The organism is Roseovarius indicus, from assembly GCF_008728195.1.
In the GTDB taxonomy this organism is placed as follows: domain Bacteria; phylum Pseudomonadota; class Alphaproteobacteria; order Rhodobacterales; family Rhodobacteraceae; genus Roseovarius; species Roseovarius indicus.
The window spans coordinates 380,775-406,541 of the sequence record NZ_CP031598.1 but is presented as its reverse complement, the minus strand read 5'-3'; the positions used below and the strand labels follow the sequence as shown (position 1 = coordinate 406,541).

General features: G+C 65.7%; 24 protein-coding genes. 14 read left to right on the top strand and 10 right to left on the bottom strand.

Features of this window, described 5'->3' with window-relative positions:
• Nucleotides 1-2 precede the first annotated feature (2 nt).
• Both kdsA and RIdsm_RS01990 read left to right on the top strand, forming a co-directional pair.
• Nucleotides 3-836: a 3-deoxy-8-phosphooctulonate synthase gene (gene kdsA, locus RIdsm_RS01995; RefSeq protein ID WP_057816278.1), complete on the top strand. Its 834-nt coding sequence runs from the start codon at nucleotides 3-5 to the stop codon at nucleotides 834-836.
• 21 nt (nucleotides 837-857) lie between these two features.
• Nucleotides 858-2,354, top strand: coding sequence for a phosphomannomutase/phosphoglucomutase (locus RIdsm_RS01990; RefSeq protein WP_057816279.1), 1,497 nt, complete (start codon nucleotides 858-860; stop codon nucleotides 2,352-2,354).
• A gap of 47 nt (nucleotides 2,355-2,401) precedes the next feature.
• On the opposite strand, the gene RIdsm_RS01985 is transcribed toward RIdsm_RS01990, so the two are convergent.
• From RIdsm_RS01985 to RIdsm_RS01960, 6 genes are all read right to left on the bottom strand, one after another.
• Nucleotides 2,402-2,698 carry a 4a-hydroxytetrahydrobiopterin dehydratase gene (locus RIdsm_RS01985; protein WP_057816280.1) on the bottom strand — a complete coding sequence of 99 codons (297 nt, stop codon included), beginning with the start codon at nucleotides 2,696-2,698 and terminating at the stop codon, nucleotides 2,402-2,404.
• Nucleotides 2,695-3,882, bottom strand: coding sequence for a GNAT family N-acetyltransferase (locus tag RIdsm_RS01980; protein ID WP_057816281.1), 1,188 nt, complete (start codon nucleotides 3,880-3,882; stop codon nucleotides 2,695-2,697). The genes RIdsm_RS01985 and RIdsm_RS01980 overlap by 4 nt, the downstream gene beginning before the upstream one ends.
• A gap of 57 nt (nucleotides 3,883-3,939) precedes the next feature.
• Nucleotides 3,940-4,707 carry a glycerophosphodiester phosphodiesterase family protein gene (locus RIdsm_RS01975; protein WP_057816282.1) on the bottom strand — a complete coding sequence of 256 codons (768 nt, stop codon included), beginning with the start codon at nucleotides 4,705-4,707 and terminating at the stop codon, nucleotides 3,940-3,942.
• A complete protein-coding gene (locus RIdsm_RS01970) occupies nucleotides 4,704-5,165 on the bottom strand; it encodes a RidA family protein (RefSeq protein WP_074940370.1) in 462 nt (153 codons plus the stop codon). The genes RIdsm_RS01975 and RIdsm_RS01970 overlap by 4 nt, the downstream gene beginning before the upstream one ends.
• Nucleotides 5,166-5,287: 122 nt before the next feature.
• Complete coding sequence (locus RIdsm_RS01965) at nucleotides 5,288-6,595, bottom strand: HlyD family type I secretion periplasmic adaptor subunit (RefSeq protein WP_057816284.1); 1,308 nt, start codon at nucleotides 6,593-6,595, stop codon at nucleotides 5,288-5,290.
• A complete protein-coding gene (locus RIdsm_RS01960; protein ID WP_057816285.1) occupies nucleotides 6,592-8,331 on the bottom strand; it encodes a type I secretion system permease/ATPase in 1,740 nt (579 codons plus the stop codon). The genes RIdsm_RS01965 and RIdsm_RS01960 overlap by 4 nt, the downstream gene beginning before the upstream one ends.
• Nucleotides 8,332-8,499: 168 nt before the next feature.
• On the opposite strand from RIdsm_RS01960, the gene RIdsm_RS01955 reads away from it, so the two are divergent.
• From RIdsm_RS01955 to RIdsm_RS01935, 5 genes are all read left to right on the top strand, one after another.
• Nucleotides 8,500-9,309 carry an MlaA family lipoprotein gene (locus RIdsm_RS01955; protein ID WP_235607896.1) on the top strand — a complete coding sequence of 270 codons (810 nt, stop codon included), beginning with the start codon at nucleotides 8,500-8,502 and terminating at the stop codon, nucleotides 9,307-9,309.
• Nucleotides 9,299-9,904 carry an MlaC/ttg2D family ABC transporter substrate-binding protein gene (locus tag RIdsm_RS01950; protein WP_057816287.1) on the top strand — a complete coding sequence of 202 codons (606 nt, stop codon included), beginning with the start codon at nucleotides 9,299-9,301 and terminating at the stop codon, nucleotides 9,902-9,904. The genes RIdsm_RS01955 and RIdsm_RS01950 overlap by 11 nt, the downstream gene beginning before the upstream one ends.
• Nucleotides 9,905-9,950: 46 nt before the next feature.
• Nucleotides 9,951-10,583, top strand: coding sequence for a ribonuclease HII (locus RIdsm_RS01945; protein ID WP_057816288.1), 633 nt, complete (start codon nucleotides 9,951-9,953; stop codon nucleotides 10,581-10,583).
• 90 nt (nucleotides 10,584-10,673) lie between these two features.
• Nucleotides 10,674-11,789 carry a site-specific DNA-methyltransferase gene (locus tag RIdsm_RS01940; RefSeq protein ID WP_057816289.1) on the top strand — a complete coding sequence of 372 codons (1,116 nt, stop codon included), beginning with the start codon at nucleotides 10,674-10,676 and terminating at the stop codon, nucleotides 11,787-11,789.
• Between the two features lie 207 nt (nucleotides 11,790-11,996).
• Nucleotides 11,997-12,485, top strand: coding sequence for a hypothetical protein (locus tag RIdsm_RS01935; RefSeq protein ID WP_057816290.1), 489 nt, complete (start codon nucleotides 11,997-11,999; stop codon nucleotides 12,483-12,485).
• Here RIdsm_RS01935 and RIdsm_RS01930 read toward each other — a convergent pair.
• Both RIdsm_RS01930 and deoC read right to left on the bottom strand, forming a co-directional pair.
• Nucleotides 12,473-14,818: an aldehyde dehydrogenase family protein gene (locus RIdsm_RS01930; RefSeq protein ID WP_057816291.1), complete on the bottom strand. Its 2,346-nt coding sequence runs from the start codon at nucleotides 14,816-14,818 to the stop codon at nucleotides 12,473-12,475. The two genes, RIdsm_RS01935 and RIdsm_RS01930, sit on opposite strands and share 13 nt — an antisense overlap.
• A gap of 51 nt (nucleotides 14,819-14,869) precedes the next feature.
• Nucleotides 14,870-15,883, bottom strand: a complete 1,014-nt coding sequence (gene deoC / locus RIdsm_RS01925; RefSeq protein WP_057816292.1) for a deoxyribose-phosphate aldolase — start codon at nucleotides 15,881-15,883, stop codon at nucleotides 14,870-14,872.
• 169 nt (nucleotides 15,884-16,052) lie between these two features.
• Here deoC and RIdsm_RS01920 point away from each other — a divergent pair, with 169 nt between their 5' ends.
• The 4 genes from RIdsm_RS01920 (at nucleotide 16,053) to RIdsm_RS01905 (ending at nucleotide 20,063) form a co-directional block, all read left to right on the top strand.
• On the top strand, nucleotides 16,053-17,018 hold the full coding sequence (locus RIdsm_RS01920) for a metal ABC transporter solute-binding protein, Zn/Mn family (protein WP_057816293.1): 966 nt from the start codon (nucleotides 16,053-16,055) through the stop codon (nucleotides 17,016-17,018).
• A gap of 4 nt (nucleotides 17,019-17,022) precedes the next feature.
• Nucleotides 17,023-17,820: a metal ABC transporter ATP-binding protein gene (locus tag RIdsm_RS01915; protein ID WP_057816294.1), complete on the top strand. Its 798-nt coding sequence runs from the start codon at nucleotides 17,023-17,025 to the stop codon at nucleotides 17,818-17,820.
• Nucleotides 17,821-17,940: 120 nt separating this feature from the next.
• Complete coding sequence (locus tag RIdsm_RS01910; RefSeq protein WP_057816457.1) at nucleotides 17,941-19,140, top strand: metal ABC transporter permease; 1,200 nt, start codon at nucleotides 17,941-17,943, stop codon at nucleotides 19,138-19,140.
• Nucleotides 19,137-20,063 (top strand): metal ABC transporter permease, encoded by a 927-nt coding sequence (locus tag RIdsm_RS01905; RefSeq protein ID WP_057816295.1) that lies wholly within the window; start codon nucleotides 19,137-19,139, stop codon nucleotides 20,061-20,063. Before RIdsm_RS01910 ends, RIdsm_RS01905 begins: the two co-directional genes overlap by 4 nt.
• 99 nt (nucleotides 20,064-20,162) lie before the next feature.
• Here RIdsm_RS01905 and RIdsm_RS01900 read toward each other — a convergent pair whose 3' ends face one another.
• Nucleotides 20,163-20,879, bottom strand: a complete 717-nt coding sequence (locus RIdsm_RS01900; RefSeq protein WP_057816296.1) for a 2-dehydro-3-deoxygalactonokinase — start codon at nucleotides 20,877-20,879, stop codon at nucleotides 20,163-20,165.
• Complete coding sequence (locus tag RIdsm_RS01895; protein WP_057816297.1) at nucleotides 20,876-21,292, bottom strand: protein tyrosine phosphatase family protein; 417 nt, start codon at nucleotides 21,290-21,292, stop codon at nucleotides 20,876-20,878. The genes RIdsm_RS01900 and RIdsm_RS01895 overlap by 4 nt, the downstream gene beginning before the upstream one ends.
• A gap of 131 nt (nucleotides 21,293-21,423) precedes the next feature.
• Here RIdsm_RS01895 and RIdsm_RS01890 point away from each other — a divergent pair, with 131 nt between their 5' ends.
• From RIdsm_RS01890 to RIdsm_RS01880, 3 genes are all read left to right on the top strand, one after another.
• The gene (locus RIdsm_RS01890; protein ID WP_057816298.1) at nucleotides 21,424-25,002 is read left to right on the top strand and encodes a hydantoinase B/oxoprolinase family protein; all 3,579 of its coding nucleotides are present in this window, start codon (nucleotides 21,424-21,426) and stop codon (nucleotides 25,000-25,002) included.
• Nucleotides 25,003-25,076: 74 nt separating this feature from the next.
• Entirely contained in the window at nucleotides 25,077-25,358 is a 282-nt protein-coding gene (locus RIdsm_RS01885; RefSeq protein WP_057816299.1) for a hypothetical protein, read from the top strand.
• A gap of 121 nt (nucleotides 25,359-25,479) precedes the next feature.
• Nucleotides 25,480-25,767, top strand: a complete 288-nt coding sequence (locus tag RIdsm_RS01880; protein WP_057816300.1) for a sll1863 family stress response protein — start codon at nucleotides 25,480-25,482, stop codon at nucleotides 25,765-25,767.

Genomic DNA, 25,767 nt, shown 5'->3' with positions numbered 1-25,767 from the left:
CCATGACGCATGTCACAATTTCCGACCTCACGATCGGCAATGACCGCCCCCTGACGGTCATCGCCGGCCCTTGTCAGCTTGAAAGCACAGACCACGCCCAGATGATCGCCGGGAAGATGGCCGAAGCCTGCAAGGCCGCCGGCGCCCAGTTCATCTTCAAGGGCTCCTTCGACAAGGCCAACCGCTCCTCCATGTCGGGCAAGCGCGGGCTTGGTATCGACGAGGGGCTGAAGGTCATGCAATCGGTCAAGGACACGCTCGGCCTGCCGGTGCTGACCGACGTGCACCTGCCCGACCAATGCGCCCCCGTGGCGGCGGTCTGCGACGTGCTGCAAATCCCGGCCTTCCTCTGCCGCCAGACCGACCTGCTGCTCGCCGCCGGCGAAACCGGCGCGGCGATCAACGTCAAGAAGGGGCAGTTCCTTGCCCCGTGGGACATGGCCGGTGTCATCTCCAAGCTGGAAAGCACCGGCAACACCCGGCTTATGCTCACCGAACGCGGCACCACCTTCGGCTACAACGCGCTTGTCGCCGACATGCGCTCGCTCCCGCAGATGGCGCAGACCGGCTACCCGGTGGTGATGGACGCCACCCATTCCGTGCAACAGCCAGGCGGCCTCGGTGGCTCCTCCGGCGGACAGCGCGAATTCGCGCCGGTCATGGCGCGGGCGGCGGTTGCAATCGGGGTGGCCGCCGTGTTCATAGAAACCCATGAAGACCCCGACACCGCCCCCTCCGACGGGCCGAACATGATCCCCCTCGCGCAGATGCCTGCGCTGATTTCCACGCTCATGCAATTCGACAGGCTGGCCAAGGAAAACCCGCTCAGCCTCTGACTTTCAGAAGGATCTCCACCCGTGACCAAACCGCTGCCCGACGTCACCCCCAATACGTGGTCTTTCCTGCGCGATCCGATGATCAAGCCCACCGGCTTTCGCGAGTACGACGCACGCTGGAAATACCCTGACGAGATCAACCTGCCCGGCATGACCGCTCTCGGCCTCGGCCTTGGCACCCAGATGCACAAGCGCGGCATCGCGCCGGTGATTGCCGTCGGCAACGACTATCGCGACTATTCGCTCTCGATCAAGAACGCCCTGATCGTCGGCCTCATGCAGGCCGGCATCCAGGTCAAGGATATCGGCCCGGCCCTCTCGCCCATGGCCTATTTCTCGCAGTTCCACCTCGACGTGCCGGCGGTCGCCATGGTCACGGCCAGCCACAACCCCAACGGCTGGACCGGCGTGAAAATGGGCTTCGACCGGCCCCTCACCCACGGACCGGATGAAATGGGCGAGCTGCGCGATATCGTCCTCAATGGCGAAGGCGAGAAACGCGACGGCGGCGGCTACGAGTTCGTCGATGGCGTGCGCGAGGCCTATCTCGACGACCTGATCGGCGATTTCCGCATGTCCCGCAAGCTCAAGGTCGTCTGCGCCACCGGCAACGGCACCGCCTCGGCCATCGCGCCCGAGCTTTTCGAGCGTCTTGGCGTCGAGGTCGTGCCGCTCCACACCGAACTCGACTATACCTTCCCCAACTACAACCCGAACCCCGAAGCGATGGAAATGCTGCACGACATGGCCGATGCCGTGCGCGCCTCCGGCGCCGATCTGGCGCTCGGCTTCGACGGCGACGGCGACCGCTGCGGGGTCGTCGACGACGAGGGCGAGGAGATCTTCGCCGACAAGGTCGGCGTGATCATGGCCCGCGACCTGTCGAAGATCTACCCGAACTCCACCTTCGTGGCCGACGTGAAATCGACCGGCCTCTTCGCCTCGGATCCCGAGCTGCAGAAGAACGGCGTCACCGCCGATTACTGGAAAACCGGCCACAGCCACATGAAGCGGCGGGTCAAGGAAATTGGCGCCCTCGCCGGCTTCGAGAAATCCGGCCACTACTTCCTCGCCGAACCCGTCGGCCGCGGCTACGACTGCGGCATGCGCGTCGCCGTCGAGATCTGCAAGCTGATGGACCGCAACCCCGAGATGTCCATGTCCGACCTGCGCCGCGCCCTGCCGCAAACCTGGTCGACCCCCACCATGTCGCCCTACTGTTCGGACACCGAGAAATACGACGTGCTCGACCGCGTCGTCGAGAAACTCGTCGCCAAGGCCGAAGATGACGAAACCTTCGCTGGCCGCAAGATCAAGGAAGTGGTCACCGTCAACGGCGCCCGCGTCATCCTCGACAACGGCAGCTGGGGGCTGGTGCGGGCCAGCTCCAACACGCCGAACCTGGTGGTGGTCTGCGAGAGCTCCGACAGCGACGCCGAAATGCGCGCCATCTTCGAAGAACTCGACACGGTGATCCGCACCGAGCCTTCCGTGGGCGAATACGACCAGAAGATCTGATCGCAGATGAAACGCGCCCCGGGTCAGGCCCGAGGCGCGTTCAAACGTTACTCGGCCAGCCCATCCATTTTCCGGGCCAGCTTCACGTCAAGCGAACTCAAACCGTCCACGTCATGCGTGGTCAGCGTGACATTCACCGTCTTGTAGACGTTCGACCACTCCGGGTGGTGATTCCATTTCTCCGCCCAGATCGCGCATTTCGTCATGAAGCCAAACGCCTCGACGAAATTCTCGAATTCATACTTTTTGCTGATCGCATCGCGCCCGTCATCAAGCTCCCAACCGGCTTCGAGCAGCGGCTCCAGCGTGGTCTTGCGGGCGGTATCGCTGAGTTTCTCGGTCACTGGCGTTCCTCTCTATTGTCCTTCCGGAACGGGCCATAACTGGTGAGGATTTCTATATCCTCATTCACCGCGTTCCTCTCCGCCTTTAGATAATGCTCAATCGCCTCGGCGAAACCCGCATCGCGCACCCAGTGCAAGGAATGTGTCTCCGCCGGCAGGTATCCGCGGGCCAGCTTGTGCTCGCCCTGCGCGCCCGCCTCGACGCGCGCGAGCCCCTGCTCGATGGCAAAATCGATCGCACGGTAATAGCACAGCTCGAAATGCAGGCAGGGGTGATGCTCGACACAGCCCCAGTACCGCCCGAAAAGCGCATCGCGCCCGATCATGTTCAGAGCCCCGGCCACGGGCCGGCCCTCCCGCTCGGCCAGCACCAGCAGGATATCGTCGCGCAGCACCTCGTGCGCGATATCGAAAAACTCCCGCGTGAGGTACGGCGTGCCCCATTTCCGCGCGCCGGTATCCTGGTAGAAGGTCCAGACCGCATCCCAGTGCTGCGGCTCGATATCGTCGCCTGTCAGCATGCGTATTTCGCCGCCGAAATCATTGGCCTCCCGCCGCTCCTTGCGGATGTTCTTCCGCTTGCGTGACGACATCGAGGCAAGGAAATCGTCGAAATCCGCGTACCTCCGGTTCAGCCAGAGAAACTGCTGCGACGCCCGGGGCATCAGCCCCATCGCCTCGCCCGCTTCCGTCTCCTCGCCCGTGCAGAAGGTGATATGCAGCGACGAGATGCTGTTGCGGTCAGCCAGCTGCACCGCCCCGTGCACCAGTGCCGCGCGCCCCGCGTCCTCGTATCCGGGGCGCGTCAGCAACCGCCGGCCCGTCACCGGCGTGAACGGCACGGCCATCTGAAGCTTGGGGTAATACCGCCCCCCCGCCTGCTCATAGGCATGCGCCCAGTTGAAATCGAAGATATATTCGCCCTGGCTGTGGGTCTTGGCGTAAAGCGGCGCACAGGCAATCACCTGCCCGTTCACCTCGGCCGACATGTATTGCGGATGCCAACCCGTGCCCCGGCCGACAGACCCGCTGTCTTCCAGCGCCTTCAAGAACCGATAGGTGGTGAAAGGGTCATTCGGCGCCCCGCCATCGCTGGCCTCGGGGCAGGCACAGGCGTCCCAATCCGCCTGACCGATCTGGTCAAGCCGGTCATGCACGGTGATTGTAACCGCCTGCCCGTCCATTGGCCTATGCCCCTGCTTGAATCCTGTCGCCTAGACTTGTGCCCGATCGGCCCGAGTTCAAGCGGGAATGGCCGCGAGGTACCCCTCGAAGGTGATGTTCTGGGCAACCTTGCGCGCCTCTGCCTCCGCTTCGGGCGACCGGATCGTCCAGCACAGCACCGCCGCGCCACCCGCATTCAGCTCGGCCACACGGTCGCGGCCAAGGTCGGTGGCATGATGGCTGATGAAGCTGCACCCGGCATCGTCGTAATCGGGGATATCCCGCAGATGATCACGCGTCGCTTCCTTCAGAAGCGGCCAATCCTCGGCCTCGTAGCCGCAGGTGACAATCCCGCGCGGCCACGCCGGGGCCAATTCGGCCATCCGACCCACCATGTTGGGGTTGAACGACATCAGCGCCAGGGGGCCGTTGTACCCCGCCAGATCCGCTGCCGCGGCCTGTTCCAGCGCATCGTCGGTCACGCCCATCTGCCCGTGCTGATCCTTCAGTTCGACCAGCAAAGGCGCCCGGCCGTCGACCAGCTCCAGCACCTCGGCGAAGCTCGGTACGCCCTCGTGCCCGCCCAGCAGGCCGATCTGCGCCAGCTCCGCCGCCTCGCGTTGGCGGATCGGGCCCTTGTCGCCGGTCAGCCGCCCGAGGTCATAATCGTGAAACACCATCGCCCGGCCATCGCGGCTAAGCTGCAGGTCGATCTCGATGCCGTACCCCGCCTCGATCGCCGCCGCGATCGCGGCGCGCGAATTCTCCGGCCGCCCGTCCGCCACGTCATGCAGCGCACGGTGCGCGATGGGCCGCCGCAGGAAATCTTCCGGAAGCTGGCTCATCCGATCTGGAAGATGCCTTCGATCTCGACCGCCACGCCGAACGGCAGCGACGCGGCCGACACCGCCGAGCGGGAATGCCGCCCTGCCTCGCCCAGCGCCTCGGCCATGAAATCCGACGCGCCGTTCACCACCATCGGCTGTTCGTCATAGTCGGGCGTCGAGTTGACGAAGCCGGTCAGCTTCACCACCTTCTTCAGCTTGTCCAGGTCGCCGCCACAGGCCGCCTTGACCTGCGCCAGAAGCGCGATGGCACAGACCTTCGCCGCCTCGGCGCCGCTCACGGTATCCATGTCGTCACCCAGCTTGCCCTTGACCAGCGTATCGCCCACCTTGGGGATCTGGCCCGAGACGTAGAGCGTATCGCCCACCTGCACGTAAGGCACGTAATTCGCCGCCGGGGCCGGCGCGTCGGGCAGGCTCACGCCCATTTCGGCCAGCTTTTTCTCGAACTCACCCATCGTGTCCTCCAACATCTGGTCTGTCGCGGCGGACGCTACTCGGGCGGGGCTGGGTTGAAAACCCGTATTGTGCGGGGGTGCCGGATTTCGCTGTCAGCCGGTTACCTGGCCGGGGCTGGGCCCTATTCCCGGAACGCCTTGGTGAAGTAATCCGTCAGCGGCTTCACGAGGTACGCAATCGGCGTGCGGTCGGCTGTGCGCACGAAGGCCTCCACCGGCATACCCGGGATAAGCGTCACGCCTTCGGGCAGCTTCGCCTGCTCCCCCTCGCTCAACGTGATTTCGGCCCGGTAGAAGCTTCGCCGCGTCTCCTGTTCCTGGAACGCATCGGCCGAGATCTGCATGACCGTCCCGGTCAGTTCGGGCGTTGTCCGCTGGTCGAGCGCCGGGAACCGCAGCACCACATCCTGCCCGACGAACAGCTTGTCGATATGGATTGGATCGATCTCGGCGTTGATGATCAGCGGCTTGTCCTGCGGGATCACGTATAGAAGCGGGTCGGCCGGCCGCACCACGGCGCGCAGGGCGAACACCGTCAGGCCATAGACCACCCCGCCAACGGGCGCGCGGATATCAAGCCGGTTGAGCTGTTCGATGAGCGCCCGGCGCTCTTCCAGCAGCTCGAGTTCCCGGTACTGGATATCACGCAGGTTGGTGATCGCCTCTTCCCGCCTGCGCGAGCCCAGTTTCAGGATCTCGACCTCGATCTCGGTGATCCGGCCGGCGGCCTGCGCCTTCGACGCCGCCAGTTCGCCCACCTGCCCGCTCAGTCGCGCCTGTTCCCTTTGCAGGCCCAGCACCCGCGCGGCCTGCGCCAGTCCGCGGTCGAGCAGCGATTGCTGATCCTCCAGCTCGCTGCCGATCAGCTCGAGCTGCCGCTCGAGCGCCTCTTCCTGGGCGGTGATGCCCTCGATCTGGTTGGCGATCTGCCCGCGCCGCTTTTCCAGCTGATCGATCTCCTGCGCGATTGAGTCGGCCCGCGCCTCCATCAGCCGTTTCTGGCCCTGCATCAGCCCGGCCATATCCGGCCGCTCCGCCGCCACCTCGACCAGCAGCGGATCGAAACTGATCTCCCCGGCTTCGTCGCGCTCGGCCTCCAGCCGGCCCCGCCGCGCCATCAGTTCGAAGAGTTCGTTTTCGGTGATCGCCAGTTGCGAGGCCAGCGCCGTCTCGTCGAGCCGGATCAGCACGTCTCCTGCCTCGACCACGTCGCCCTCGTCCACCTCGATCGCGGCCACGACGCCGCCGTCAGGGTGCTGCACGACCTGTCGGTTCTGATCCACCTCGATCCGCCCGGGCGCGATGATCGCCCCTGAAATCGTGGTGATCGATGCCCAGGTGCCGAAGCCCCCCACGAGCAGCAACAGACCGATCAGCCCCACCGTCATCGGCCCGCGCACGGACCACCGGCCGCTGTCAGCCGAGCTCATTGCACACCTCCGCCGCCGCGCGCCTTGGCAATCTGCTCATGGTTCTGCACCACCTGTTTCAGCACTTCGTCCTTGGGCCCGAAGGCGCGCACCAGCCCGCCATCCAGCATGAGGATCTGGTCGCATTCCTGGATCGCGGCCGGCCTGTGCGCCATGACCAGCACCGAGCGTTCCTGCGCCTTGAACCGCTTGATCGCGGCATTCACCGCCGCGTTCCCCTCGTTGTCGAGGTTCGAATTCGGCTCGTCGAGCACAAGGATCACCGGGTCGCCATACATCGCCCGCGCCAACCCGATCCGCTGCATCTGCCCGCCCGAGAGTCGGGCACTGGCCGCGGTCACGCGCGTGTCATAGCCTTGCGGCAGCTTCAGGATCATCTCGTGTGCATCGGCCATCTTCGCGGCGGCCACCACCTGCGCCGCGTCGGGCTCGTCCGCCAGACGCGCGATATTCTCGGTGATCGTGCCGTCGAACAGCTGCACCCGCTGTGGCAGATAGCCGACATGCCGGCCCAGCATCGCCGGCTCGTACTGATCGAGCGCTGCCCCGTCGAGCCGGATCGACCCACCCGCCGGCCGCCACACCCCCGTCAATGCCCGGGCCAGCGACGACTTGCCCGCCCCCGAGGGCCCGATCACGCCCACCGCCTGCCCCGGCTGCACCGAAAAGCTGATGCCGCGCAGCGAAGGCTGCGTCTCGCCCGGTGGCGCGACCGTCATTCGCTGAACGTCCAGCCGCGCCGCGGGGCGCGGCAGCGGCGTCTTCGGCGCCTCTGGCGGGACAGCCGACAGAAGCTCCTCGAGGCTTTCCCAGCCGCGTTTCGCCCGTTGCACCATCGGCCATTGGGTGATCGCCTGCTCGACCGGCGCCAGCGCACGGCCCATCAGGATCGACCCGGCTATCATCGCCCCCGGCGTCAGTTCGCCCCGCAGCACCAGGAAGGCCCCGACGCCCAGCATCGCCGACTGCAGGAACAGCCGAAACGCGCGGGTCGAGGTGGTGAAGGTGCCGCCAAGGTCAGATGCGGCGATCTGCCCCCTGAGGGCTTTCGACCGCATCTCCTGCCAGCGGCCGAAGGCGGCATCGCGCATTCCCATCGCCTGCACCATTTCCGACTCGGTGCGAATCTGTTCCGCCATCTGTTCGGCCTGCACGACCGAGCGATTGGCCTCCTGCAGCGGCTCGCTCGTCATCCGCTGGTTGAGCACGGTGATGAGAATGAGCACGGCTCCGCCGACGATGGCCAGCGTGCCCAGCCACGGGTGAAAGATCCAGATACCGGCAAGGAAAAAAGGCGTCCAGGGGATGTCGAAGAGCGACATCAGCACTGGCGACGACATCAGCCGCTGTACCGACTCCAGATCGCGCAGGCCGGTGGCACTGTTGGCATCCGGTGCGATAGCCGATTTGCGGATCACCGCATCGAACACCCGACGGTCGAGCCGGGCCTGAAACCGCGCCGCAACGCGCCCCATGATCCGGCCACGGGCGTAGTCGAGCAGGCCCATCATGCTGAAAAGAAACAGAACCAGCACCGACAGCGCGATGAGCGTCTCGACCGACCGGCTGCCCAGAACCCGGTCATAGACCTGCAACATGTAAAGCGGCCCGGTCAGCATCAGAAGGTTCACGAAAAAGCTGAACAGCCCAACGAACCAGTAGAGGCCCCGGCTCTCGCGTCGTGCGGCCCGAAGTTCCGCCCGGCCACGCCGCACATCCTGAGATTGATTGGTCATGAAATCATGGTTCTTCTTGTTACCGGCCGAGGTTGCAAATTACCCTCATCCTGCCATAGACCTACTGTCGCCAAAGCGCCACATCTGTGTCGATCTGACGGGGCGACTTCTGGGCAGAATGATCCTATAGTTTATGTACGGTTTTATTAACATCGTGGCGGCTGCTTCTTGACCTACCTGACCTCGCTTACATCCACCCGCGTCTTACGCGCTGCGCTCGGAGCAGTGCTGGCGGCGGGGCTGGCGGCTTGCTCCGCCCCGGGCCCGAACCACCCGCCGGGTGAGCCGTGGGATCCGTATGAAAAGCGCAATCGCTCGGTCCACGAGTTCAACAAGAACCTCGACCGCTCGGTGATCCGGCCAGTCAGCCGGGGCTACAGCGCCTTCATGCCCGACGACATCGAGACCGCGGTCTCGCGTTTTTCGGCCAACCTGTCGATCCCGCAGGCGGTGGTGAACAACATCCTTCAGGGCAACATGCGTGGAGCCACGGAAGACACCTACCGATTCCTCGTGAACACCACGTTCGGGCTGGGCGGCTTCTTCGATCCGGCGACCGAGCTGAACATGCCCGCGGCGACGGAAGCTGATTTCGGCGAAACCCTCGCCGTATGGGGCGTGCGCGAGGGCGCTTATGTCGAAACGCCGATCTTCGGCCCCTCGACCGAGCGCGCCTATGCCGGCCGCTGGGTCGACCTGTTCACCAATCCGCTGCGCTACGTGCTGGAATCGCCCGAATCCTACATCCCGCCCTCGGCCAGCGTCTCGGCCACGCTCACCCAGCGGGGCCGCTATGGCGATTCGATCGATGGTGTCCTTTACGACAGCGCCGACAGTTACGCGCAGGCACGCTCACTTTATCTTCAGAATCGCAGGTTCAAACTGGGCGGAAGCGAGGGCGACGCCTATGTTGATCCCTACGAAGATCCGTATGGCGCGACTTATGAGGACCCCTATGACGATCCCTATGCCGAGTAATTTCACCCGCCGCCGCCTTCTCGGGGCCGGCCTCGCCACCACCACGGCGCTCGCCCTGCCCCTGCCGGCAATGGCGCTGAACGATGCCACGGCCAGGGCGCTCATCGACAAGGTCGTGGCCGAGATCAACCGCGTCATCGCCTCGGGCAAGTCGCTCGGCGGCATGATACAGGATTTCGAGAGCATCTTCGCCCGCTACGCCGATGTGAACATCATCGCGCAATCCACGCTCGGCGCCGATTCGCGCCGCGCCAGCGCAGCCCAGATGCGTGCCTTCACCGATGCCTTCCGCGGCTACATCGCCCGCAAGTACGGCAAGCAGTTCCGCCAGTTCGTCGGCGGCCGGATCGAGGTGCAGGGCGTGCGCCAGGTGAAGTCGTGGCACGAGGTCATCTCCACCGTCTACCTGCGCGGCGAGGCGCCCTTCGAGGTGCGTTTCCTGGTCTCCGACCGCTCGGGGCGTGACCTGTTCTTCGACATGCTGATCGAGGGCGTCAGCCTCCGTCTGAGCGAACGCACCGAGATTGGCGCCATGCTCGATGCCCGCCGTGGCAATATCGACGCCCTGATCCAGGACCTCCGCAGCGCCGGCTGACCACGCCGGCCACCCCGTGCAACCCGCCAACGTGATTTCCAGAGGCATGACCGGGCCCACCTACCTTATGGAACTTGACCTGCTGAGCCAGGGCGCGCTGCGCGTGGCCGGGGTCGACGAGGTGGGGCGGGGGCCGCTGGCGGGCCCGGTGACGGCCTGTGCCGTGGTGCTGGAGCCCGATTGCGTTCCCGAAGGCCTGAACGATTCCAAGAAGTTGAGCGCGATGCGTCGGGCCGCGCTGCATGACGAGATCATGGCATGTGCCGAGGTCTCGGTGGCCCATGCCAGCGTCGAGGAGATCGACGAAATCAACATCCTGCGGGCCGCGCACCTGGCGATGGAGCGGGCGCTCGCGGGGTTGAGCAAGCCGGCCTGCATGGCGCTGATCGACGGCAACATGATTCCCCGAAACTGTGCCGGGCCGGCGCGGGCGGTGATCAAGGGCGACAGCCTTTGTGCGTCAATTGCTGCCGCGTCGATTGTGGCGAAAATCAGGCGCGACCGCATCATGTGGGATTTGGCGCAACAGTTTCCCGGCTACGGTTGGGAGACAAACGCGGGCTATGGCTCGAAAAGCCACATGGCCGCCCTTCAAAATCTCGGTGTCACCCCACACCATAGACGTTCGTTCAAACCAGTACACAATATCTTGTATCAAGATAAATCAGTAACCCACTGATTCAAAAAAGAAATTGACGACGAATCAGGTTTGAATCATCTTCGAAGCCAACAAGTCAGAGCGCATCAAGCGCCGGGACAGAGGCAGACAATGACGAAGATGACCAAGATTGCGAGCGCGCCCGCGCTTCCGCTCAACACGATCCTTGCGGGGGATTGCATCGAGGTGATGAATGGCCTTCCGGAGGCCAGCGTCGACCTGATCTTTGCCGACCCCCCTTACAACCTGCAATTGCGGGGAGACCTGCACCGGCCGGACAACAGCCAGGTGGATGCGGTCGACGACGCATGGGACCAGTTTGCCAGCTTCGAGGTTTATGACCGATTCACCCGAGAGTGGCTGAAAGCTGCGCGGCGCCTTCTGAAGCCCAACGGGGCGATCTGGGTGATTGGGTCGTATCACAACATCTTCCGGGTCGGCGCAGCACTGCAGGACTCGGGCTACTGGATCCTGAACGACGTGATCTGGCGCAAGGCCAACCCGATGCCGAATTTCCGCGGCAAGCGGTTCACCAATGCGCATGAGACGATGATCTGGGCTTCGAAGGAAGAAGGCGCGAAATACACCTTCAACTACGAGGCGCTGAAATCGCTCAACGAGGGGATCCAGATGCGGTCGGACTGGGTTCTGCCGCTGTGCACGGGCCATGAACGCCTGAAGGACGACAACGGCGACAAGGCCCACCCGACGCAGAAGCCCGAGGGGCTGTTGCACCGGGTGCTGGTGGGCTCCACCAACCCCGGCGACGTGGTGCTCGACCCGTTCTTCGGCACGGGCACGACGGGCGCCGTGGCAAAGATGCTGGGGCGCGATTACATCGGCATCGAGCGCGAGGAAAGCTATCGCAAGGTGGCGGAGAAGCGGCTGGCGAACACGCGGCGGTATGACCGCGCTTCGCTTGAGGTGACAGCGTCGAAACGGGCTGCGCCGCGCATTCCGTTCGGGCAGCTGATCGAGCGGGGCATGTTGCGCCCGGGCGAGGAGCTGTTCTCTATGAACAACCGCCACAAGGCCAAGGTACGCGCGGACGGCACGCTTGTGGGCGACGACGTGAAAGGCTCGATTCACCAGGTCGGGGCCGCGCTGGAAGGCGCGCCAAGCTGCAACGGCTGGACCTACTGGTGCATCAAGCGCGACGGGAAGAAGGTGCCGATCGACATCTTCCGCCAGCAGATCCGGGCGGAAATGGGCGACCGACCCAACTGAAGCCCCCTCCGAAATCAGAAGAATACCGCCGGTGCCTGTGGCCTGACTTTGCAGGCACTCAACTCTGCACCCCCGCCTTATGGGCGGGGGCTTTTTTTGTTGGACGGTCCGGAGGCCGGCGGGCACAACCTTCACGCCGGTGGATTGCCCTTTCACGCCCCCCTGCCCTATCCTGCCGCACATCACCGCTCAGGAAGGACCGCCCCCATGTTGATGCAATGGCTCGAAGGGCTCAGCTATGTCGTCACCGTGCTCGGCTTTCCGATCGCGATCTACGTGATCGTCCGCGAAGAGCGGCTGCGGCGGATCAACGAGGAACACGAGTTGCACCGCAACCTGACGCAGGAATATGACGGGTTCCTGCGGCTGGTGATGGACAATGCCGACCTGCTGCTGATGAGCCGCGGCGCGCCGAAGAGCACGCTGACCGACGAACAGCGCGAGCGGCGCGATATCGTCTTCGAAATGCTCGTCTCGCTCTTCGAGAAGGCCTACATCATCCTGCATTCCGAGCATCTAACCGGCGATGCAAAGCGGCGCTGGCTGTCGTGGGAGGATGACATGATCGACTGGCTCCGCCGGCCCGATTTCCGCGCCGCCCTGCCAAGGCTTCTGGAAGGCGAGGATGACGCGTTCAGCCGCTACATCACCGGGCTGACGGAGAAGGCGGACAAGCGCGGCGCCTATTCGCCGTAGGGCACCCACACGGTTTTGACCTCTGTTGCCTGTTCCAGAAAGGCGCGGCCTTCCGCCTCGGGCGCGAACCAGTCGCGGGCGTGGCCGTTATTGACCCATGTGCGTTTGAGGTTGCCCGCGCTGGCGCGTTCGACCTCGCCCGAGATGTCGGAGGAGGAGAAAGACCAGACGGCGTCAACATCCGCGTGGCCTGCGAGGTGCGGGGCCAGCTCCGCGTGAGAGCCGGTGAGGATGTTCACCACCCCGCCCGGCACGTCGGAGGTTTCGAGGATCTGCACGAATTCCAGCGCCGAGAGCGGGAAGGGTTCCGACGCCAGCAGCACCGCGCGGTTGCCCATCGCCATGGCCGGACCGATCATCGAGATCAGGCCAAGGAGCGGCGCCTCGTCAGGGCAAATCACGCCGATCACGCCCACGGGTTCGCGCATCGCCAGCGCCATGCCCCGGAGGGGTACGCCGTGGGCCTGCCCGTCGAACTTGTCGGCCCAGGCGGCGTAGCTGAAGAGGCGGGTGATGGCGGCCTCGACCTCGCGCTTGCCGGTGCGGGCGCCAGTTTGGGCGTTGATCCGGGAGGCGAAGTCGTCAGTGCGGGCCGAGAGGTTCTCGGCCATGTAATAGAGGATCTGCGCGCGGGAATGGCCCGGGGTGGCGGACCATGCAGATGCACCCCGGGCCGCCTCGACCGCGTTGCGGATATCCTTGCGGTTGGCAATGGGGACCTGGCCCAGCAGCTTGCCGCTGCGGGCATGGATGGCGCGGGAATAGCCACCGTCGGGGCGGGCCTGCTTGCCGCCGATGTAAAGCTTGGGGGTGCGATCGATGCCGGGCTCGGGGTCGCCATTGCCGGGGAAGGGTTCGAGCGGTTTGAGTTTCTTAGGCTGGCCTGCGGGCTTCAGATAGGCCGAGAGCCCCTCCCACCCGCCTTCGCGGCCGAAGCCGCTTTCGCGCACCCCGCCGAAGGGGGCGGCGGCGTCGAACATGTTGGTGCCGTTGATCCAGACCACGCCCGCCGCCAGCTTGGGCGCCACGTCGAGCGCCAGGTTGAGATTCTCCGACCAGACCGAGGCCGCCAGCCCGTAGCGGATGTTGTTGGCAAGCTGCACCGCCTCGGCCGGCGTGCGGAAGGTGGTGCCGACGAGTACGGGGCCGAAGATCTCCTCCTGCATCAGCGGGTCGGCGGGCGACAGGCCGGTGATGAGCGTGGGGGGGTAGAACGCGCCGGTTTGCGGGGTGTCGATATCGGCGCGGTAGGTCTGGCCGCTGTCGCAAGCGGCGACCATCTCCGCCACCCGGTCGCGCTGCACCGGGTCGACCATGGCGCCGATATCGATGCACTTGTCGAGCGGGTTGCCCATGCGCAGGTTGGCCATGCGATGGCGCAGCTTGTCGTGGAAGCGCTCGGCCACGCCTTCCTGCACCAGCAGGCGGGAGCCAGCGCAGCAGACCTGACCCTGGTTGAACCAGATGGCATCGACGAGGCCCTCGACCGCTGAATCCAGGTCGGCATCGTCGAAGACCACGTAGGGCGACTTGCCGCCCAGTTCGAGTGTCAGCCCCTTACCCTGCCCAGCCGTGACCTCGCGGATGCGGCGGCCGACGGCGGTAGAGCCGGTGAAGGCGACCTTGTCGATGCCCTCATGGGCGACGATCATCTCGCCCACCTCACCATCGCCGGTGACAATGTTCACCACACCCTTCGGCAGCCCGGCCTGCCGGCAGATATCGGCGAAGAGAAGCGCGGTAAGCGAGGTCCATTCGGCCGGCTTCAGAACCACGGTATTCCCCGCCGCCAGCGCCGGGGCGACCTTCCACGACAGCATGAGGAGCGGGAAGTTCCACGGGATCACCTGCCCGCAGACGCCGAGCGCCTGCTGGCCCGGCCTCTCGCTTTCCAACAACTGGGCGAGGCCGGCGTGGAAGTAGAAATGCCGCTGAGCCAACGGCACATCGATGTCGCGCGCCTCGCGGATGGGCTTGCCGTTATCGAGGGTTTCGAGCACCGCGAAGAGCCGCGCATGCTTCTGCAGCAGCCGCGCCAACGCATACAAATGCCGCGCCCGGCCCGGCCCGCCGAGGCGTTCCCAACGGCCTTGTGCCTTCCGCGCGGCGGCAACCGACTCTTCCACGTCTTCGGCCGTCGCCTGCGTCAGGGTTGCCAGCACTTCGCCCGTGGCCGGGTTCCGCGACTCGAAGCCCTCGCCCGGGTCTGTAAAAACACCGTCGATGAAATGCCCGAACCGGTCGCCCTGATCCACAAGCCAGGCATAGGCGTCTGCAGCACTCTCCGGCGCCGCCCCATACGCCATCGTATCGTAGATTTCGCGAACGGTCATGGCTTCTTCTTGGTCCAAATATCCAAATGGCGCAACACCGGCCCCGAGCACTCAGCCAACGGCATGACGCCACCCCGCCGAATACTGTCCGGTCACGTGGTGTTCCAGCTGCCGCTCGATATCGCCCAGCAGCGAGGATGCGCCGAAGCGGAAGAGGTCGGGGCGGAGCCAGCGGTCGCCCAGCTCTTCCTTGATCATCGAGAGGTAGACAAGCGCGTCCTTCGCCTTCGATATCCCGCCCGCCGGCTTGTAGCCCACCCGCCAGCCGGTGGCGGCGTGGTAGTCGCGGATGGCGCGGAGCATCACCAGAGTCACCGGCAGGGTGGCGTTGACGCTTTCCTTGCCGGTCGAGGTCTTGATGAAATCGGCGCCCGCCATCATGCAGACAAGCGAAGCGCGAGCGACGTTGCGGAGCGAGCCCAGCTCGCCGGTGGCGAGGATGGCCTTCACATGCGCCTCGCCGCAGGCATCGCGGAAGGCGCGCATTTCGTCGTAGAGCGCCTGCCAGTTGCCGGTGAGAACATGGCGGCGGGAGATCACGATATCGATCTCGCGGGCGCCGGCGGCGGTGCTGGCCTCGATCTCGGCCACGCGCAGGGGGTAGGGCGAGAGACCGGCGGGGAACCCGGTGGAGACGGCGGCGACGGGGATGTTGCTGCCCTGCAGGGCGGCGACGGCGGGGGCGACCATCTCGTGATAGACGCAGACGGCGCCGACGGTGAGGCCTTCCATGCCCAGCGCCTCGAGCAGGTCGTGGCGCACCGGCTGGCGGGCCTTGGCGCAGAGGCGGCGGACGCGGCCCTCGGTATCGTCGCCGGAAAGTGTCGTCAGGTCGATGCAGGAGATCGCCCGGCAGAGCCACGCCGCCTGATGGTCCTTCTTGACGGTCCGGCGGCCCGGAAGGGTCTTGGCGCGGCGTTCGATGGCCGAGCTGTTGGCCTGTACCGAGCGGAGCCATGCCATATCCAGCGGCAGGCCCGCGTTGCGCGGCTCGACCGCCTGCGGCAGGTGCATCTGCGCGGGGTCGGTTTGCGTGTCGGACGGGGCGTTTTGCGTTTCGCTCATGTGAGGAAGCGTGGCACGGGTGTTGGCCCTTGGCAAGCTGGCCGCGGCGGCAGGCGGGGGCAATTTGGCGGGGCCGCACTTCTAAAAATGAGAATAAGTCGCAACTGCATTGACTTTCTGCGAATGACTCGCATATTCATGTCTCATGGCTATCGGAAGGACAGCAGACATGCGCACACCGAGACGTCGCTTTCTCGGACTGATGCTTGCCGGCACGGCGCTGGCGGCGACCCCGTTGCGCGCCGCCGAAGGAAAGATCGGCGTCGTTGCCACCACCGGTATAATCGCGGATGCCGCGCGGCAGGTGGGTGGCGACCTGGTCGAGGTGAAGGGGCTGATGGGCCCCGGTGTCGACCCCCACTCCTATCGGCAGACGCGAACGGATATCGTGGCGCTGACGCGGGCCGATCTTGTGCTCTACCACGGTCTCTACCTCGAAGCGCAGATGGAAGAGTTGCTGCTGAAGCTGGCCAAGCGCGGCAATGTGGTCGCCGTGGGCGAAGCGGTGCCGGTGGAGCAGCGGATCGGGCATGCCGATTACGCCGACAAGTTCGACCCGCATGTGTGGATGGTGCCGGACCTCTGGGCGCATGTTGTGCGCGGGGTGGAATCAGCGCTGGCCGAGACCGCACCGGAGCATGCGGAGACCTTCGCCGCAAACGCGGAGGCGCATCTGACCGAGATCGACCGGCTGAGCACTTATGCCAGCGAGACGCTCGCGACCGTGCCCGAGCCCGCCCGCGTACTGCTGACCGCGCATGACGCGTTCGGGTATTTCGGGCGCAGCTTTGGTTACGAGGTGATCGGCATCCAGGGGATCTCGACCGAATCCGAGGCCGGGCTGGACCGGATCAAGACGCTGGTCGACATGCTGGTCGAGCGCGATATCGGAGCGGTTTTCGTGGAAAGCTCGGTCTCCGACCGGAACATGCGCGCCTTGGTCGAAGGGGCGGCGGCGCAGGGGCACGAGGTGGCCATCGGCGGCGAGCTTTTCTCCGACGCGATGGGCCAGCCGGGCACCTATGAAGGGACCTATGTCGGGATGATCGATCATAACGTGAGCACCATTGCCGCAGCGCTAGGGGGCGACGTGCCCGCACGCGGGATGGATGGCAAGCTGGCGGCGGGGAGTTGAGGCGATGAACCTGACGCTCGCTGCGAAGGATGGGCGCAATCAGCCGCGCGACGAAGGGCTTGCGGAGAGCCCGCTGGCGGTGCGTGGCCTGACGGTGTCTTATGGCGAGAAGCCGGCGGTGTTCTCGGTCGATGCGACCTTCCGGGTCGGCGCCATGACGGCGATCATCGGGCCGAACGGCGCGGGAAAATCGACCCTGCTCAAGGCCGCGCTGGGAATCGTGCGGCCCTTGTCGGGGCAGGTGACGTGCTACGGCAAGCCCTTGGCCAAGCAGCGGGGGCGGATCGCCTATGTGCCGCAACGGGCGAGCGTGGACTGGGATTTCCCGACGCGCGTGCTCGATGTCGTGTTGATGGGGTTGTATCGGCGGCTTGGGTTGTTGCGGCGGGTGACCACGCGGCAGATGCAGACGGCCCTGGCGTGTCTCGACCGGGTCGGCATGAGCGATTTCGCCGACCGGCAGATCGGGCAATTGTCAGGCGGACAGCAGCAGCGGGTGTTCCTTGCCCGGGCGCTCGCCCAAGGGGCGGACCTGTACTTGCTGGACGAGCCGTTCGCGGGCGTGGATGCGGCCACCGAGAAGGCGATCATCGCCGTGCTGAAGGAGCTGAAGGCGCAGGGCAAGACGGTGGTCGCGGTGCATCACGACCTGTCGACGGTACCGGAATATTTCGACCGGGTGTTCCTGATCAACACCTCTCGGATTGCCGAAGGGACGGTCGAAGAGGCGTTCACCGAGGCGCATCTTCACGAGGCCTATGGCGGGCGTCTGGCGACGGCGCAGATGTCGGTGGCGGGGTAGGTTTCGCAATGGTTTTGACGTGGCACGGTCCGCGCCCCGGCCCCCGAGCCGGGGCCTTGTGGCTGGCCCGGAGGCCTCGGGTCAGGCCCGGGGCGGGCTCGACGGTGGGTGGCGCCGATCATGCTGTTTGAAGCCCTCACACTGCAACTTGGCTACAACGCCACGCTGGTGACCATCGGTGCGGCCCTGTTGGGGGTCGCGGCGGGTGCCACCGGCACCTTCCTCTATGTCGGCAAGCGGGCGCTGGTGAGCGATGCGATCAGCCATGCCACCCTGCCGGGTGTCGGGTTGGCGTTCATCTTCATGGTGCTGCTGGGCGGCGACGGGCGGTTCCTGCCCGGGTTGCTGCTGGGCTCGGCCCTCTCTGCCGCGATTGGTCTCCTCTGCGTGAGCTGGCTGTCCACCCGCACGCGGCTGGCGGAGGATGCGGCGATCGGGGCGGTTCTGTCGGTATTCTTCGGGCTGGGGATCGTCTTGCTGACGGTGATCCAGACGATGAGTTCGGGGCGGCAGGCGGGGCTGGAGACCTTCCTGCTGGGCTCGACCGCTGGGATGCTCTGGAACGACGCGGTGATCATCGCGACCGGCGGGGCGCTGGTGCTGGCGCTGGTGGTGCTGTTGCGGCGGCCGATGACTCTGGTGGCGTTCGATTCCGAATTCGCGGCCTCGACCGGTATCGACGTGCGGCGGACCGATCTGGCGATGATGGGGCTGGCCCTGGCGATCACGGTGGTGGGGCTGAAGATCGTCGGGCTGATCCTGATCGTGGCGCTCTTGATCATCCCCGCAGTCGCGGCGCGGTTCTGGAGCGACCGGATGGGCAGCGTGGTGGGCATCGCGGGCGCCATCGGCGGGGCGTCGGGCTGGATCGGGGCGGCGCTGTCGGCGACGGCGCCGGACCTGCCGACAGGGCCGATCATCGTACTGGTAGCATTTGGCTTTTTCGCGGTCTCGCTGCTGTTCGCGCCTGGGCGCGGAGTGCTGGCCGCCGTGCTACGGCATCGCAGGTTCCAGGCGCGGGTGCATGTGCGGCAGGGGTTGCTGGCGCTGGCGCAGGAGCAGCCGATCTATGAGGGGCTGACGCTGCGGCTGATGCGGCGGGCGGGGCTCATTCGGGCCGACGGCGTGGCAACGGAGGCCGGCCGTGCCAAGGCGGCGCGCGCCCTGCTGGACGAGCGGCGGTGGCAATTGTTGCGCGCCGATCCGCGGCACGAGGCGGCCGCCGCACGGTATGACGGGCTGACGCCGCTGGAGACGCTTTTGACGGCGGACCAGATTGCCGAGCTGGACCGGGCGCTGAAACCGGAGGCGGCGACGTGATGGGGCTGGAATTCGTCTCGCTGTCGCTGCCGCCGCTCCTGATCGGGATCTTCGCGGCGATTGCCTGCGCCCTGCCGGGAAATTTCCTGTTGCTCAGGCGGCAGGCGCTGATCGGCGATGCGATCAGCCACGTGGTGCTGCCGGGAATCGTGCTGGCCTTTCTGGTGACGGGGGTGGTGTCGGCCTGGCCGATGCTGATCGGGGCCGGGGCAGCGGCCCTGGTGACGGTGCTGCTGATCGAGGTGATCCGCCGGGTGGGCCGGATCGAGCCGGGCGCGGCGATGGGGGTGGTGTTCACCTCGATGTTCGCGGGCGGCGTGCTGTTGCTGGAGCAATCGGATACGTCGAGCGTGCATCTCGACGTTCAGCACGCGCTTTACGGCAATCTCGAAAGCCTTATCTGGCTGGACGGGCTGGGCTGGGCGTCCTTGCTGGACTGGGAGGCGCTGAAGGGCCTGCCGCCGGAACTGCCACGGATGTTCTTCACGCTGCTTTTCGTGTGCGCGTTCATCTTCCTGCTGTGGCGGCCGCTGAAACTCTCGACCTTCGACGAGGGGTTTGCGCGGACGCTGGGCCTGCCCACCGGGTTGATCGGGCTGTCGCTGGTGGTGGTGGCGGCGATCGCGGCGGTGGCGGCGTTCGACGCGGTGGGGTCGATTATCGTGATTGCCATGTTCATCTGCCCGCCGGCCGCGGCGCGGATGATGACCAACCGGCTCGAGCGCCAGATCGGCTGGTCGGTGGTGTTCGCGACACTTTCGGCGGTGCTGGGCTACGTGCTGGCCGGATACGGTCCGCTCTGGCTGGGCTCGGACAACGCGGTGAGCGCGGCGGGGATGATCGCGACGGTGTCGGGGGTGATCCTTGGGGTGGCGGCCTTGGCGGGGCCCTGCCGGCATCGGGCGGGGGCGCCTGCGGGATAGGTCGGAACTGGGGGCCAGCCCGTCGCCATTGTCTCTCGGACCAATGGCGCGACAATGGCGACCCCCGGGATATTTTTGGCCAGAAGAAGCGTGGGGTGTTTAGAGGCCCAGGGTCTTGCCTATGGCGGCGAGACCGGGCGCGAGGAGGTCGTCAGGCGTTTGGGTTTCGCAGGGCACGCTTTGCGCCTTGAGGGCAGCGGCGATGGGCGCCGGGGGCGGGGCGATGACGGCGACCTGCTGGCCCAGCCAATAGGCGCGGGCGGCGGCGAGTTCGGCGCCGATCAGGTGGCCGGTGAGGGCCTGCATGTTGCCCGCGACCTCGGCCGCGCGGAGATGGGCGGCAAGGCGTTCGGGGCGGCTGAGGCTGTCATTCATGGCGTCGGTGTCGGGGGTTTCGGCCCCGCCCAGCGCGTCGATCAGGCGCGGCGTGAGGAAGCTTTGCGAGCTGACCGCCTCGCCCGCGCTGATGTGGATCCAGTGGCTGACCGGCCCTTCTGTGGCGTTGATCACCCCATCCCAGTTGGGCTGGTTCGACAGGAACCCGGCGAGCCAGAGCCGGACCCAGGCGCCGATCACGTCGGGTGGTGATTTCTGGCTGAAGCCGGGCAGCCCGTGGCCGCCCTCGGGCAGGATATTGGCCGGCAGCGCGGCCGGGGTGCCATCGCCGATGCGGAGGATCCGCTCGGCGGGTTCGGAGAGGTTCTCGAGCGCCGCGCCTTCGCTGCCGGCGGTGACCTGTTCCAGCAGCCTACCGCCCTTCATGGCACAGGCGCGCACGCCGTCAGGGGCTTTACCCAGCGCGATCCAGCCGGTCATTGCGCCCCGAGCTGCCGCAACACGCCCGAGACGTCGTAGCCCGCCTCGGCGGCGCGGCGCTCGATCTCGGAATCCTCCATCGTGCCGTGCTGGGCGATGGCCCAGAGCATGGTGCAGCGCGTGCCCGAGCGACAATAGGCCAGCATTGGCTTGGGCATGTCCTTGAGCGCCTTGCGGAACTCGTCGAGCGCCTCGGGCGTGATCATGCCCGAGGTGATTGGCACGGAGACCACTTTGAGCCCCTCGGCCTCGGCCGCCTCGGCGATGAGGGCATAGCCGGTCTGGCCCGGCTCTTCGCCGTCGGGCCGGTTGCACATGACCGAGCGATACCCGGCGTTGGCGATCTCGCGCACATTCTCGACGTCTATTTGCGGAGAGACAGTGTAGTCGTCAGTGATCTTGCGCAGGTCCATGGAGGGCTCCCGTTATCCGATTTCGATTGTATTAGCACCGAAAATCGCACGGATTTCAATGCCATCCGGCGTTGACATTTGATTGTGCGGCGCCAAACCTTCCCTTTAGCGGGGAGAGGAGGCACAACGGCATGGGCACTGCCCCGTGGGAGTTCTGGATCGATCGCGGTGGCACATTCACCGATGTGGTCGCCCTTGCCCCCGATGGCACGGTGCATACGCACAAGCTTCTGTCCGAAAACCCGGAGCGGTATCACGATGCCGCCGTGCAGGGTATTCGCGAAGTGATGGGCGAAGAGGGGAATTTCGCCGACGGCTCGATCAAGGCGGTCAAGATGGGCACCACGGTGGCCACCAACGCGCTTCTGGAACGCAAGGGCGAGCGGGTCCTGCTGCTCATCACGCAAGGGTTTCGCGATCTTTTGCGGATCGGCTACCAGACCCGGCCGCGGCTGTTCGATCTGCATATCAGGCGGCCCGATCTTCTCTATGAAGAGGTGGCGGAGCTGGATGAGCGGCTGGACGCCGATGGCGCCGTCGTGAGGCCGCTCGACGAAGACAAGGCGCGGATCACCCTGCAAGGCGCCCATGACAGGGGCATCCGCGCCGTGGCGATTGCCGGGTTGCACGCCTATCTCAACCCAGAGCACGAGCGGCGGGTCGCCGATATCGCCGCCGAGATCGGGTTTACCCAGATCACCGCCAGCCACCAGGTCAACCGGCTGGCCAAGCTGGTGGGCCGCGGGGATACGGCGGTGGTCGATGCGTATCTCTCGCCCTTGCTGCGGCGGTATGTCGACCAGGTGGCCGATGCGCTGGACGTTGGCCGGGCCTGCGAGGCGCTGTTGTTCATGCAGTCGAATGGCGGGCTGACCGATGCGAAGCTGTTCCAGGGGAAGGATGCCATCCTGTCGGGCCCGGCGGGGGGCATTGTCGGGATGGTCAAGACGGGCGAGGCGGCGGGGCATGACCGCCTGATCGGCTTCGACATGGGCGGGACATCGACGGATGTCAGCCACTATGCCGGCGATTACGAACGCAGCTTCGAGACGGAAGTGGCGGGCGTGCGGATGCGCGCGCCGATGATGGATATTCACACCGTGGCCGCCGGGGGCGGCTCGATCTGCAAGTTCAAGGACGGGCGGTTCCAGGTGGGGCCCGAGAGTGCCGGGGCCGACCCGGGGCCGGCGTGTTATCGGCGGGGCGGGCCGCTGGCGGTGACCGATTGCAACGTGATGCTGGGAAAGCTGAACCCTGACCATTTTCCGGCCGTCTTCGGGCCGGAGGGGAACGCGCCCCTCGATGCAGAGGTGGTGCGGGAGAAATTCGCAGACCTGGCCGAGACCGTCTCGGCCGAGACGGGAGAGGCGCCCCGCAGCCCCGAGGAGATGGCCGAAGGCTTCCTGCGGATCGCCGTCGACAACATGGCCAACGCGATCAAGAAGATTTCTGTGCAGCGCGGCCATGACGTCACGCGCTATACGCTGCAATGCTTCGGCGGCGCGGGTGGGCAGCATGCCTGTCTTGTGGCCGATGCGCTGGGGATGACCAAGGTGCTGATCCACCCGCATGCCGGGGTGCTGTCGGCCTATGGCATGGGGCTGGCCGAGGTGCGGGCGATGCGCGAGGTGCAGATGGATGCGCCTCTCGACGACGTCGAGGCGACGCAGGACGTTCTGGAGCGGATCTCGGGCCAGGCGAAGACCGAGGTCGAAAGCCAGGGGATCACCGATATCGACGTCGAGCGCCGGGCACATCTTCGGTATGATAATGCGCATCAGGCTTTGGAGGTGCCATTCGGCACGGTCGAGGAGATGCGCATGGCGTTCGAGGCGGCGCATCGGCAGCGGTTCGGCTTCGCCTCACCCGAGCGGGAGATTGTCTTCGACATGCTGAGCGTCGAGGCGATCGGGCGCACGGGACAAAGCCCCGCTGCGGTTCTGCCGGATGGCGATGGCGCGTCGGTGGCACAGGTGCCTGTGCATATCGAAGGGGAACGGCGTGACGTCCCGCTTTATGACCGCGAGCGGCTTTCGCCGGAGAGCCGGATCGCGGGCCCCGCGATCATCACAGAGCCCACCGGCACCAACGTGGTCGAGCCCGGCTGGGAAGCGTCGGTGGATAGGATGGGCAACCTGCTGCTGGAGCGGGTGGAGGCCAAGGCGCGCGACCATGCGGCAGGCACCGAGGCGGACCCGGTCTTGCTGGAGGTGTTCAACAACCTCTTCATGTCGGTGGCCGACCAGATGGGCGCGACGCTGGAGAACACATCCGCCTCGGTCAATATCAAGGAGCGGCTGGATTTCTCCTGTGCGATCTTCGATGCGCAGGGTGACCTGGTGGCGAACGCCCCGCATGTGCCGGTGCATCTTGGGTCGATGTCGGATTCGATCAAGACGGTGATGCGGCTGAACCCGGACGTGGCGCAGGGCGATGCCTACGTGCTGAACTCGCCCTATAATGGCGGCACGCATCTGCCCGACGTGACGGTTGTGACGCCGGTCTTCGTAGGCGACAAGCCGGTCTTCTGGCTGGGCTCACGGGGGCACCATGCGGATATCGGCGGGCGCACGCCCGGGAGTGCGCCGCCCGACAGCAAGCACATCGACGAGGAAGGCGTTCTGATCGACAACGTCAAGCTGGTCGACAAGGGAACGCTGCTGGAGCCGGAGGCGGAGGCGCTGCTGGCCTCGGGCAAATACCCCTGCCGCAACATTCCCCAGAACATGGCCGACCTGAAGGCGCAGATCGCCGCGAACGAGACCGGGCGGCAGGCGCTGCTGAAGGTGGTCGACACGTTCGGTCTCGACGTGGTGCAGGCCTATATGGGCCACGTGCAGGACAATGCCGAGGAGAGCGTGCGGCGGGTGATCGACCGGCTGACCGACGGGCAGTTCACCTACCCGATGGATCATGGCGCGGTGATCGAGGTGAAGGTGACGGTCGATGCGGAGAACCGCGAGGCCACGATCGACTTCACCGGCACCAGCCCGCAGCACGAGGGGAATTACAACGCGCCGAAATCGATCTGCCGGGCCGTGGTGCTGTACGTGTTTCGGACGATGGTGGGGGCGGAGATCCCGCTGAACGAGGGGTGCCTGAAGCCGCTGAACATCATTATCCCCGAAGGCTCGATGCTGAACCCGGTCTACCCGGCCGCTGTGATTTCCGGCAATACGGAAGTAAGCCAGGCCACCTGCAATGCCCTCTACGGCGCGCTGCACGTGATCGCGGGGTCCCAGGCGACGATGAACAATTTCGTCTGGGGCAATGACCAGTTCCAGAATTACGAGACCATCGCCGGGGGCACGGGCGCGGGCCCCGGATTCGACGGGTGCGACGCAGTGCAGACGCATATGACGAACACGCGGATGACCGACCCGGAAATCCTTGAGAAGAGGTTTCCGGTCAGGCTCGAGGAGTTCTCGATCCGGCCCGGATCGGGCGGCGCGGGCCAATGGCGCGGGGGGCATGGCGTGACGCGGCTTTTGCGGTTCCTGGAACCGGTCACCGTCACCACGCTCAGCAATCACCGCATCATTCCGCCTTTCGGCGTCGATGGCGGCGAGCCGGGCAAGGTGGGTCGAAACTGGGCCGTTCTGCCCGGCGGGGAGCAGCGCGAATTGGCGGGAAATGACGAGATCGACCTGCCCGCGGGCAGCGTTTTCGGCATGGAAACCCCGGGCGGCGGTGGCTGGGGCGCGCCATAAGCCGCCGATGCGGTTTTGACAGACGCGTGATTTCGCGCAAGAGTGCACTACCTCCGGTGGAGGAGACACAGACCATGATCAGGAAGCTCATCCTTCTGTTGCTGTCGCTCGGCTTCATTGCCGGGGGGATCGCTTTTGCCCTGACAGAGATGAACCTTGCCTCCAGCACTGCCGATCAGAACCACATCTACGCAGCGCTCTTCGGGGGCGGTTTGCTGGGGTTTGCGGGCGTGGTTCTGTTCATACTCGCCTTCCGGAAACCCAAGCCGGCCGAGCCGGAGGGGGCCGCCGCCGGGATACTTGCCATGGGAATGAGCACCGTGCCCGACGATGGTGGCGACGAGTATTCCGATTGACCGCAAGAGGTTGAGGCATGGCGCTGTTGAAGCGCAGCGGCCGCCTTCCTAGCTTTGAGGCATAGACAGCCGTCCCCGGAACGGGCGGTCAAAACCAATCTCGGATGAAAGGATTTGACCCATGGACCAGCAACAAGCCTACAAGCAGAAATACGAGGCCAAGCTCGAGGAATGGCAGGCCGAGATCGACAAGCTGCGGGCGCAGGCCAAGGGCGCCAGTGCCGACAGCCAGATCGATTATGAAAAGCAACTCGACGAGCTGCGCCAGCGGCGCGACGAGATGCAGGCGCAGGTGGAGAAGCTGAAAAGCTCGCAAGGCGAAGCCTGGACCGACATGAAGGCCGGCGCCGAGAAGGCGTGGTCCGAGATGAGCAGTGCCATGGAAAAGGCACGGAGCCGGTTCAAGTAG

Excerpts from the sequence above, each read along its gene's own strand:
- RIdsm_RS01980 (WP_057816281.1), bottom strand. The coding sequence starts at position 3,882 with ATGGACGGGCAGGCGGTTACAATCACCGTGCATGACCGGCTTGACCAG.
- RIdsm_RS01965 (WP_057816284.1), bottom strand. The coding sequence starts at position 6,595 with ATGAGCTCGGCTGACAGCGGCCGGTGGTCCGTGCGCGGGCCGATGACG.
- RIdsm_RS01900 (WP_057816296.1), bottom strand. The coding sequence starts at position 20,879 with ATGACCGGCTGGATCGCGCTGGGTAAAGCCCCTGACGGCGTGCGCGCC.
- deoC (WP_057816292.1), bottom strand. The coding sequence starts at position 15,883 with ATGAGCGAAACGCAAAACGCCCCGTCCGACACGCAAACCGACCCCGCG.
- RIdsm_RS01935 (WP_057816290.1), top strand. The coding sequence starts at position 11,997 with ATGTTGATGCAATGGCTCGAAGGGCTCAGCTATGTCGTCACCGTGCTC.
- RIdsm_RS01940 (WP_057816289.1), top strand. The coding sequence starts at position 10,674 with ATGACGAAGATGACCAAGATTGCGAGCGCGCCCGCGCTTCCGCTCAAC.
- RIdsm_RS01885 (WP_057816299.1), top strand. The coding sequence starts at position 25,077 with ATGATCAGGAAGCTCATCCTTCTGTTGCTGTCGCTCGGCTTCATTGCC.
- kdsA (WP_057816278.1), top strand. The coding sequence starts at position 3 with ATGACGCATGTCACAATTTCCGACCTCACGATCGGCAATGACCGCCCC.
- RIdsm_RS01890 (WP_057816298.1), top strand. The coding sequence starts at position 21,424 with ATGGGCACTGCCCCGTGGGAGTTCTGGATCGATCGCGGTGGCACATTC.
- RIdsm_RS01970 (WP_074940370.1), bottom strand. The coding sequence starts at position 5,165 with ATGGGTGAGTTCGAGAAAAAGCTGGCCGAAATGGGCGTGAGCCTGCCC.
- RIdsm_RS01975 (WP_057816282.1), bottom strand. The coding sequence starts at position 4,707 with ATGAGCCAGCTTCCGGAAGATTTCCTGCGGCGGCCCATCGCGCACCGT.
- RIdsm_RS01910 (WP_057816457.1), top strand. The coding sequence starts at position 17,941 with ATGCTGTTTGAAGCCCTCACACTGCAACTTGGCTACAACGCCACGCTG.
- RIdsm_RS01895 (WP_057816297.1), bottom strand. The coding sequence starts at position 21,292 with ATGGACCTGCGCAAGATCACTGACGACTACACTGTCTCTCCGCAAATA.
- RIdsm_RS01920 (WP_057816293.1), top strand. The coding sequence starts at position 16,053 with ATGCGCACACCGAGACGTCGCTTTCTCGGACTGATGCTTGCCGGCACG.
- RIdsm_RS01950 (WP_057816287.1), top strand. The coding sequence starts at position 9,299 with ATGCCGAGTAATTTCACCCGCCGCCGCCTTCTCGGGGCCGGCCTCGCC.
- RIdsm_RS01880 (WP_057816300.1), top strand. The coding sequence starts at position 25,480 with ATGGACCAGCAACAAGCCTACAAGCAGAAATACGAGGCCAAGCTCGAG.
- RIdsm_RS01930 (WP_057816291.1), bottom strand. The coding sequence starts at position 14,818 with ATGACCGTTCGCGAAATCTACGATACGATGGCGTATGGGGCGGCGCCG.
- RIdsm_RS01960 (WP_057816285.1), bottom strand. The coding sequence starts at position 8,331 with ATGACCAATCAATCTCAGGATGTGCGGCGTGGCCGGGCGGAACTTCGG.
- RIdsm_RS01915 (WP_057816294.1), top strand. The coding sequence starts at position 17,023 with ATGAACCTGACGCTCGCTGCGAAGGATGGGCGCAATCAGCCGCGCGAC.
- RIdsm_RS01945 (WP_057816288.1), top strand. The coding sequence starts at position 9,951 with ATGACCGGGCCCACCTACCTTATGGAACTTGACCTGCTGAGCCAGGGC.